Origin of the sequence: Streptomyces sp. NPDC101393, from assembly GCF_044767385.1 — a bacterium.
GTDB lineage: Bacteria > Actinomycetota > Actinomycetes > Streptomycetales > Streptomycetaceae > Streptomyces.
Genome location: NZ_JBIWNU010000006.1, coordinates 577,838 through 586,421, shown reverse-complemented (window position 1 = coordinate 586,421; position 8,584 = coordinate 577,838). Strand labels below are relative to the sequence as shown.

The window sequence follows — 8,584 nt, the reverse complement described above, 5'->3', positions numbered from 1 at the left end:
ACAAGGACATGGGCATCGTCACCGACGCCGCCCGCACCGTCGGCGCCGCCCTGCCCGTCGGCGCCGTCGTCGCCTCCCTCGTCGCCTCCCTGCGCTCCCAGGGCGACGGCAACCTCGACCACTCCGCCCTCCTGCGCGGCGTCGAGCGCCTCTCCGGACACACCACCGAAAGCTGAGGTCATGGCCGCGCAGCGGGTTCCCGCCATGGAGGCGGCCGTCCGGATCATGCGGGACGAGGGCGTCGACAGCGTCTTCGGCTGCCCCGGCGGCGCGCTGCTCCCGCTGTACACGGCGATGGAGCAGGTCGGCGGCGTGGAGCACCTGACGGCGCTCCACGAAGAGGGTGCCGTGCACATGGCGGACGGCTGGGCCCGTACGAGCGGGAAGCCCGGGGTCGCCGCGGTGGCCGCGGGTCCGGGAGCGGCCCGGCTGATCACGGGTCTGTACGCGGCCCAGCAGGACGCGGTCCCGTTGGTCTGCGTGCTGGGCCGTGCGGCGTCCGCCGACCGTCCGGCGTCCGGTGTGCCCCGGCAGGCGGCGGGCCGGCCGCCGGACGTGATCCGGCTGGCCGGTCCGGTCACCAAGCGGGCCGAGCGGATCGAGGATCCGGCGCGGATTCCGGGTGCCTTTCGCGAGGCGTTCCGGATCGCGCGGGAGGGCCGCCCGGGGCCGGTCCTGATCGACCTGCCGGCCGACCGGGCCGCGGCGGAGATCCTTTACGACGCGGGGTTCCTGCCCGGCTTCGAGAGCCGCGCCGCGCGGGCCGCGGCCGGCCCACCGCCGCCCAGGCCCGTCAGGGCGGCCGCCGTCGGCGGCGCCGCGGCGCCGTGGGCCGTGCGGGAGATCAGCAGGATCTTCGGTACCCAGGCGGCGGGCGGGGCGGCGCCCCCGTACCTCGTCAGCAGTTCGGCGGGCCCGTTCGCCGCCGCTGCCGCCGGGACGCCCCGGCACCGGTTCCACGGCCGGTCCGGTCCGCCGGGCTGGGAGGTGCCGGCCGCGATCGGCGTCCGTACCGCCCTGGATTCCCGGGGAGAGCGGGAGGCGGAGGTCGTCGCCGTCATCGACGGGCACGGTTTTCCGTTCATGGCGGAGGAGTTGGCGGTCGCCGCGCAGTACGGCGTGCCGTTCGTTGTGATCATGCTCAACCCCGAGTACCCGGGCCCGGTCCACCGGTCCGGCGGCGGGTACTCCCCCGACGTTCCGGTCGGCATCCACCACGAGCAGCTCACGAATCATGTGCGGCTCGTGGAGGCGTACGGCTGCGCAGGCCGCGCCGTGGCCGACCCGGAAGAGCTCCGCTCGGCGCTCGAGTGGGCACGTAAGGAAGCCGTCTCCACGCGGCGTCCGGTCCTCGTGGAGGCCCGGATCGAGCGTGGCGGGCCGGCTCCCGGCGGCCCGGCTCCCGGCGCCGGACGCGAGTTCACCCCCTGAGTTTCCGGGCGGCGGCTTCGCCGACACCTGTCCTGTCGCGCCCAGGCGCGGCCGTCGCCCGGAACACCACCCCAAGCAACCCAGTTTGGTTTCAACAAACTGTTGACGTTTGGTCGGAGCTGTTCTTACGCTCCGACATGCGGAAGCCAACTTCCGCGCTCTCGTACGGAAGGTCACCATGTCGAAGCCCACGCCGACGGCGCGCCAGCTCACCACGGAGGCGGGCGCCCCCGTCGCCGACAACCAGAACTCCGCGACCGCCGGCGTCGGCGGCCCGATCCTCCTCCAGGACCAGCACCTGCTGGAGAAGCTCGCGCGATTCAACCGCGAGCGTATCCCGGAGCGTGTCGTGCACGCCCGTGGCTCCGGCGCCTACGGCCACTTCGAGGTGACCGACGACGTCACCGGCTTCACCCGCGCCGACTTCCTGAACACCGTCGGCAAGCGCACCGAGCTCTTCATTCGCTTCTCGACCGTGGCCGACAACCTCGGCGGCGCCGACGCCGTGCGTGACCCCCGCGGTTTCGCCATCAAGTTCTACACCGAAGAGGGCAACTACGACCTCGTCGGCAACAACACCCCGGTCTTCTTCATCAAGGACCCGCTGAAGTTCCCCGACTTCATCCACTCGCAGAAGCGCGACCCCTTCACGGGCAAGCAGGAGCCGGACAACGTCTGGGACTTCTGGGCGCACGCCCCCGAGGCGACCCACCAGATCACCTGGCTGATGGGCGACCGCGGCATCCCGGCCTCGTACCGCCACATGAACGGCTACGGCTCGCACACCTACCAGTGGACGAACGCCGAGGGCGAGTCCTTCTTCGTCAAGTACCACTTCAAGACGAACCAGGGCATCCGCAGCCTGGACGCCGACCAGGGCGCCGAGCTGGCCGGCAAGGACGCCAACAGCCACCAGACCGACCTGCTGCAGTCCATCGAGCGGGGCGTCTACCCCTCCTGGACGCTGTACGTGCAGGTCATGCCGGCGGCCGAGGCGGCGGACTACCGCTTCAACCCGTTCGACCTGACGAAGGTGTGGCCGCACCGCGACTACCCGCTGCAGCGCGTCGGCCGGCTGGTCCTGGACCGCAACCCGGACAACGTCTTCGCCGAGGTCGAGCAGGCCGCGTTCTCGCCGAACAACTTCGTGCCCGGCATCGGCGCCTCCCCCGACAAGATGCTCCAGGGCCGGCTGTTCGCCTACGCCGACGCGCACCGCTACCGCCTGGGCATCAACCACACCCAGCTGCCGGTGAACGCCCCCCGGGCGACGCAGGCCGACAACTACGGCCGGGACGGCCTGATGGCCACCAACGCCTACGACCGGCACGCGAAGAACTACGAGCCCAACTCGTACAGCGGCCCGGTGCAGACGAACGAGGCGCTGTCCGCCCCGCTCGCCGTCACCGGTCACGTCGGCACCCACGAGGCCCCCGCGCACACCAAGGACGACGACTTCTTCCAGGCCGGTGAGCTGTTCCGCCTGATGTCGGAGGACGAGAAGAACCGTCTGGTCAACAACATCGCCGGCGGTCTCTCCCAGGTCGGCCGCGACGACGTGATCGAGAAGAACCTCGCCCACTTCCACGCCGCCGACCAGGACTACGGCAAGCGCGTCGAGGCCAAGGTCCGCGAACTGCGCGAGGACTGACGGGAGGTCAGCCTCCTTGCGCATCCGTACCGGCCGGCCCGCTGAGGGGTGGCCGGCCGGTACGGAGAGGCAGCGCGGTGCTCCGCGGCATCCGGGGAGATACCAGTGCGGTGGAAGCGCTCACCCGATAGGGATGGGTGAGCCGCTCCCCCGCCGCGGAGCCCGCCTGCTGCCTGGGCCCTGATCAGGGCCCAGGCCACAGACTCCGTCCGGTGGTGCGATGTCCTGTCGCGCCCAACTCACGCGCCACCGGGCGGGAACCCCTCACGTCGGGCCCGGAATCCGTACGGTCACGGATTCCGGGCCCGACGTGCGTGCGACGCGTCCGCACACGGCCCTCCGCCGGCCATGGCGTACGCCGCATTCCGCGCCCCGTACGCGCCCCGGCCCTCCCGCTTTTCGCTCCCGACCTGCGCGGCACACCGCATTTCCGCCCCCGGCAGGCGGTTTTGGAGAGAGCATGGACGGCAGCAGAGCAGCAGTCCTGTCTGCCGACCCAACCCGCCAGGAGCCGACCATGGCCGACAGCGTGCCGGTGCGGTGCCCCACGTGCCGCCGCGAGAACGCCTTCACCCCGCCCACCTTCCCGTGCGCGTGCGGTGCCCCGCTGACCATGCCCGTGCTGCGCGGCGGTGTGCCCGTCGAGATAGTGCACCGCACCTGGCGGGCCTCCTGGGTGGAGGTCCGCTGCGAGGCCTGCGGCCGGCACGACGAATGGCCGGCGCCGGAATCGAGCTGCGCCTGCGGCACGGTCGCCCGGATCCCCGTCGTCCCGGCGCCCCTCCCGCCGCCGCCGAACCGCCCGTCGCTCGGCGTGCGCAGCCTTCCCGCGCCGCCACCGAAGCCCGCCCCCGGCGCGCTGCGGCCCGCCTTCCAGCCGGTCACGATCCGCACCGCCCGGGACTGCGTCACCGCCGCCGCGCAGTATCTGAAGTGGCTGGGCTACCCCGACGTGACCCGCACCCAGGAGCGGACCGCCTCCGGCGTGGACCTGCGCGGCTTCGGGGTGGTCGCCCAGGTCGACCCGACGACCCGGTCCACCGCGCTTCGCGAGATCGAATGCGTCTGGCTCAACGGCCTCAACGACTCGGCCATCGCGGTCTTCTTCTCGCTGGCCGGCTATGCCCGCGACGCCCGCTCGCGCGCCGACGAGCTGCACATCCCGCTGTTCGTGATGGACCTCACCGGCACCCCGCAGCCGGTCAACGACGCGGCCGACGATCTGATCACCTACGGGGCGGCAGGGCGCCGCTGAGCCGGCGCAGGGCGTCGGCCGACGGGGAGCCGGGCTCGGCGTGGAAGATCGCCACCCGCTGCCCCGCGTCGTCCGGCATCGTCAGCAGCTCGTCGGCGAGCGTCGGCGGCCCGACGAGCGGGTGACGGTAGTCGCGGGTGTGCGTCGCGCACGTCCGCACCGGATGCGCCATCCACTCCGCGGCGAACTCCGCGCTCTCCCTCGTCAGCTCAGCGATCAGTCCGGTCAGCTCGGCCGCCCCGGGCCGCCGCCCGGCGATCCGCCGCAGATCCGCCACGGTGTCCCGGCCCTTGGCCTGCGGGTCGGCGAACAGCGCCCGGTAGTCCGGATCGAGAAACATCCTCCGCGCGATGCCGGGACGCCTGCCGGCGGCGTCTTCGTCCGTCAACTCCGTTGCTTCGTACGGCAGATGACCGGCGAGCAGGGCATGCGCCGACCCGTTCCAGGCCAGTACGCCGGTGAACCGGCCCAGCACCAGCGCCGGAACCTCCCCCAGCGCCCCGATCATGGCGCGGGCGGACGGCCGCAGCCGCTCCGGGGTCAGGGGGCGCTCCGGCGCGCCCTTCGTGCGGTCCGGGCGCGCCAGCGCGTACAGATGGGTCCGCTCGGTGTCCGCCAGCCGCAGCACCCGCGCCAGCGCGTCCAGCACCGCGTCCGAGGCGTTGACGCCGGCCCCTTGTTCCCGCCGGGTGTAATACCCGGGGCTGATCCCCGCCGGCTGCGCCAACTCCTCGCGGCGCAGGCCCGGTACGCGGCGCCGGCCGCCCTGGCCGGGCAGCCCGGCCTCCTGCGGCGACCGTCGCGCACGCCGGGTGCGCAGGAACTCCCCCAGGTCAGTTGTCCGCTCCACGCCGCCAGTGTGCCGCGCGGCGGGCACCCTGCACCTGGCAGAGGTAGGCACGGCGGTCCCACCTCCGGCAGAGGGCTGCGTGGGCGGGGCGCGGTCCGGCACCATCGCCGGCATGAAGGTCATCGTGATCGGAGCGACGGGCACCATCGGCAGCGCCGTCGCCGGACAGCTGGAAGGCCGCGGCGACGAGGTCGTGCGCGCCGGGCGCCGCGGGCCCGCCCGGGTGGATCTGACGGACGCGGCGTCGGTGGACGCGCTCCTCGCCGCCGTCCCGGACGCGGACGCGGTCGTCTGCTGCGCGGCGAGCGGCCGGCTCACTCCACTGGACTCCCCCTCGGACGCCGACTTCACCACCGGCCTGGACGACAAGCTGCTCGGCCAGGTCCGGTTGGTCCGGCGCGCCGTCCACCGGCTGAAGGACGGCGGCACGGTCCTGCTCACCGGCGGAACGTTCGACCGGCCCACGCCGGGCGGGGCGTTCGGCGCCTTGGTCAACGCAGGTCTGGACGCCTTCGCGCAGGCCGCCGCCCACGAGATGCCGCGCGGTATCCGGCTGACCGTGCTGAGCCCCGGCTGGGTCGCCGAGACCCTCACCGCTCTCGGTCTGGATCCGGCCGACGGCACACCGGTGGCGGAGGTCGCACGCGGCTACCTGGCCGCCCTCACGCCGGGCGGCCCGGGTACGCACCCCGCCGGCAGACAGCCGTGAGCACCCCCGTGCCGGGCGCGGCCGACGAAATCCGGTCGCCGCGCCGGGCGCCGGGGACGACACTGGCGGGGTGATCATCCATACCCCGGCCCCCGGCGACCTGCCCGTACTGCGCGCCATCGAGCGGGCCGCCGGCCAACCCTTCCGCGGGCTCGGCATGGCACGGATCGCGGACGACGAACCGCCGCCCCTGGCCGAGCTGACCCGCTACCGGCAGGCCGGCCGCGCGCTGGCCGCGTACGAGGCGGCGGGCGGGGCCGAGGGGGAGGCCGGGCGGCCGGTCGGCTATCTGCTCTGGGACCCGGTCGACGGCTGCATCCACATCGAGCAGGTGTCGGTGCACCCCGCCCACGCCCGCCACGGCATCGGCCGGGCCCTCATCGAGCGGGCCGGCCGGGCGGACCCGGCGGCCGGGCTGACCCTGACGACCTACGCCGAGGTTCCGTGGAACGCGCCGTACTACGCCCGGATCGGCTTCCGGGTCCTCGCCGACGCCGACCTCTCCCCCGGCCTGCGCGCCATCCGTGCGCACGAAGCGGCGCTCGGCCTCGACCGCTGGCCCCGGGTGTGCATGTGGCGGCCGCCGATCGGCCCCGCGCGCTGACGGGCCGCCGGGCCGGCGCCGCCCCGCGGGACATAATGGCCGGATGATCGACGCGCACGCCCTCCGGTCGGCCTGTCTGGAGTTCAACGGGGCGACCGAGGAATTCCCCTTCCCGCGACACCCGGACGTGTCGACGTTCAAGGTCGGCGGCAAGATCTTCGCGCTCACGACACTGACGGCCGCGCCCCTCACCGTGAGCCTCAAATGCGATCCGGACCTGGCCGAACGGCTGCGGGCGGCGCACCCCGAGGTGGTGCCCGGTTATCACCTCAACAAGCGCCACTGGAACACCGTTTCGCTGGTCGGCGAGCTTCCGGACCGGCTGGTGCTCGACCTCATCGAGGACTCCTACGACCTGATCGTCGCCGGGCTCCCGCGCGCCGAGCGCCTCCGCCTCGACTGGCCGGGACAGCGCTGACACCTCCTGACTTCCTGTCACGCTCCGGTCCTTCACGTTGCCTTGCACTCTCTAGACCGGTCGGTCTAGAGTCCCTCGTATGGTGCAATCACGCGGAGACACCCGCGCCCGGATCCTGCGCACCGCCGCCGAGCTCTTCCAGCGGCAGGGCTACGGCGCGACGGGCCTCAATCAGGTACTGGCGGCCAGCGGCGCTCCCAAGGGCTCGCTGTACTTCCATTTCCCGCAGGGCAAGGAGCAGTTGGCGGCCGAGGCGATGGCCCTCGCCGGCGCCGAGACGGGCGGGCGGATGGCGGCCGCGGTGAGCGCCGCCACCGGTCCGGCCGAGGCGATCGCCGCCCTCGGTGCGCTGCTGGCGCAGGGGCTGGAGGACTCCGACTACCGCGACGGCTGCCCGATCGCGACCGTCGCGCTGGAGGAGGCCGGGGACGCGGGCCCCATCCATGACGCCTGCCAGGAGACCTACCGGCTCTGGCTGTCGGGCCTGACCGGGCAGCTGCGCAGCTGGGGCAGCAGCGAGACCGAGGCCCAGGAGCTGGCGGACCTCGCGATGTCCGCACTGCAAGGGGCGCTGCTGCTGGCCCGGGTGCGCCGGGACACGTCCGTCATCCATACGGTCGCCCGGCATATCGGGGCGACCGTCACCCAGGAAGCGAGCTGACGACATGAGCGGGACGAAGGGGAGTAGCCGCCGTTCCGGCCGGGTCCATCACCTCAACTGCGGTTCCCTGATGACGATCGAGGCCACCTACGACGGCCCGCCGCCGCTGAACGCCGTCTGCCACTGCCTGCTGGTCGAGACGGAGCGGGACGGGCTGGTGCTGATCGAGACCGGACTCGGCACGGACGACATCCACCGGCCGCAGACCTCTCTCGACCCGGAGTGGACCGAGCTGACGCAGCCCGCACTGCGGCCCGCCGAGACGGCGCTGCGGCAGATCGAGCAACTGGGCCATTCCGCCTCGGACGTACGGCATATCGCGCTCACCCACCTGGACGTGGACCACAGCGGAGGGCTGCCGGACTTCCCCGGGGCGCGGGTGCATGTGAGGGCGGCCGAACTCGCGGCGGCCGAGGCCGAGGCACCCAGCCTCCGCTACCGCCCGGCGCACTGGGCGCACGGGCCCCGCTGGGAGACCTACGGGCAGCACGGCGAAGGCGGAGCGGCACCCGGGGACCCGGGCGGTGACACGTGGCGCGGATTCGCCGGGGTGCACCAACTCACCGGCGTACGGGACGAGTTGCTGATCGTCCCGCTCGGCGGACACAGCGCCGGGCATGCGGGGATCGCCGTGCGGGACGGCGATGACTGGCTGCTGCACGCGGGCGATGCGTACTTCTACCATCGTGAGATCGCCACCCACGCTCCGCACTCCCACCCCCTGATGGACCTCGTCCAGCTGAACGCCCAGGTCGACGAGCGGCTGCGGATCGCCAACCAGGAGCGCCTGCGGGACCTCGCGGCCGGCGAGGTGGCCGGCGAGGTGGCCGGCGCCGGGCGGATCACCGTCCTGAACGCGCACGACCCGTGGGACTACGCACGCCTCAGCGGCTCCGGCGCGGCCCGGGAGCACGCAGAAACCGGGCGGCCGGCCTGACGCGGCGAGGGCGGCGCGCAGTGCCGAGCCGTTGACGAGGAAGGCGGTGGCGCCGATGGTGAGGGCGA

Annotated in this window: 10 protein-coding genes; 9 read left to right on the top strand and 1 reads right to left on the bottom strand. The window is 73.3% G+C overall.

What is annotated here, in order from left to right; genetic code table 11:
• From ACIRQ7_RS22265 to ACIRQ7_RS22250, 4 genes are all read left to right on the top strand, one after another.
• On the top strand, positions 1–176 hold a 176-nt coding region (locus ACIRQ7_RS22265; RefSeq protein ID WP_404264590.1), incomplete at its 5' end, for an NAD-binding protein.
• 4 nt (positions 177–180) lie between these two features.
• Positions 181–1,431: a thiamine pyrophosphate-binding protein gene (locus ACIRQ7_RS22260; RefSeq protein ID WP_404264571.1), complete on the top strand. Its 1,251-nt coding sequence runs from the start codon at positions 181–183 to the stop codon at positions 1,429–1,431.
• Positions 1,432–1,609: 178 nt separating this feature from the next.
• On the top strand, positions 1,610–3,082 hold the full coding sequence (locus ACIRQ7_RS22255) for a catalase (protein WP_404264570.1): 1,473 nt from the start codon (positions 1,610–1,612) through the stop codon (positions 3,080–3,082).
• A gap of 517 nt (positions 3,083–3,599) precedes the next feature.
• Positions 3,600–4,337, top strand: a complete 738-nt coding sequence (locus tag ACIRQ7_RS22250) for a hypothetical protein (protein ID WP_404264569.1) — start codon at positions 3,600–3,602, stop codon at positions 4,335–4,337.
• Here ACIRQ7_RS22250 and ACIRQ7_RS22245 read toward each other — a convergent pair.
• Positions 4,309–5,187 carry a helix-turn-helix transcriptional regulator gene (locus ACIRQ7_RS22245; RefSeq protein ID WP_404264568.1) on the bottom strand — a complete coding sequence of 293 codons (879 nt, stop codon included), beginning with the start codon at positions 5,185–5,187 and terminating at the stop codon, positions 4,309–4,311. The genes ACIRQ7_RS22250 and ACIRQ7_RS22245 overlap by 29 nt on opposite strands.
• Before the next feature lie 112 nt (positions 5,188–5,299).
• On the opposite strand from ACIRQ7_RS22245, the gene ACIRQ7_RS22240 reads away from it, so the two are divergent.
• From ACIRQ7_RS22240 to ACIRQ7_RS22220, 5 genes are all read left to right on the top strand, one after another.
• Positions 5,300–5,896, top strand: a complete 597-nt coding sequence (locus ACIRQ7_RS22240) for a short chain dehydrogenase (protein ID WP_404264567.1) — start codon at positions 5,300–5,302, stop codon at positions 5,894–5,896.
• A gap of 70 nt (positions 5,897–5,966) precedes the next feature.
• Positions 5,967–6,500, top strand: coding sequence for a GNAT family N-acetyltransferase (locus tag ACIRQ7_RS22235; RefSeq protein ID WP_404264566.1), 534 nt, complete (start codon positions 5,967–5,969; stop codon positions 6,498–6,500).
• A 43-nt stretch (positions 6,501–6,543) separates the two neighbouring features.
• Positions 6,544–6,918: an MmcQ/YjbR family DNA-binding protein gene (locus ACIRQ7_RS22230; protein WP_401470405.1), complete on the top strand. Its 375-nt coding sequence runs from the start codon at positions 6,544–6,546 to the stop codon at positions 6,916–6,918.
• A 79-nt stretch (positions 6,919–6,997) separates the two neighbouring features.
• Positions 6,998–7,579, top strand: coding sequence for a TetR/AcrR family transcriptional regulator (locus tag ACIRQ7_RS22225; protein ID WP_404264565.1), 582 nt, complete (start codon positions 6,998–7,000; stop codon positions 7,577–7,579).
• A gap of 4 nt (positions 7,580–7,583) precedes the next feature.
• A complete protein-coding gene (locus ACIRQ7_RS22220; RefSeq protein ID WP_404264564.1) occupies positions 7,584–8,516 on the top strand; it encodes an MBL fold metallo-hydrolase in 933 nt (310 codons plus the stop codon).
• The last annotated feature ends 68 nt before the right edge of the window (positions 8,517–8,584 follow it).

What these genes read in the sequence shown, in the direction of transcription:
- ACIRQ7_RS22230 (WP_401470405.1), top strand. Translation starts at nt 6,544, where the DNA reads ATGATCGACGCGCACGCCCTCCGGTCGGCCTGTCTGGAGTTCAACGGG.
- ACIRQ7_RS22225 (WP_404264565.1), top strand. Translation starts at nt 6,998, where the DNA reads ATGGTGCAATCACGCGGAGACACCCGCGCCCGGATCCTGCGCACCGCC.
- ACIRQ7_RS22250 (WP_404264569.1), top strand. Translation starts at nt 3,600, where the DNA reads ATGGCCGACAGCGTGCCGGTGCGGTGCCCCACGTGCCGCCGCGAGAAC.
- ACIRQ7_RS22220 (WP_404264564.1), top strand. Translation starts at nt 7,584, where the DNA reads ATGAGCGGGACGAAGGGGAGTAGCCGCCGTTCCGGCCGGGTCCATCAC.
- ACIRQ7_RS22240 (WP_404264567.1), top strand. Translation starts at nt 5,300, where the DNA reads ATGAAGGTCATCGTGATCGGAGCGACGGGCACCATCGGCAGCGCCGTC.
- ACIRQ7_RS22255 (WP_404264570.1), top strand. Translation starts at nt 1,610, where the DNA reads ATGTCGAAGCCCACGCCGACGGCGCGCCAGCTCACCACGGAGGCGGGC.
- ACIRQ7_RS22260 (WP_404264571.1), top strand. Translation starts at nt 181, where the DNA reads ATGGCCGCGCAGCGGGTTCCCGCCATGGAGGCGGCCGTCCGGATCATG.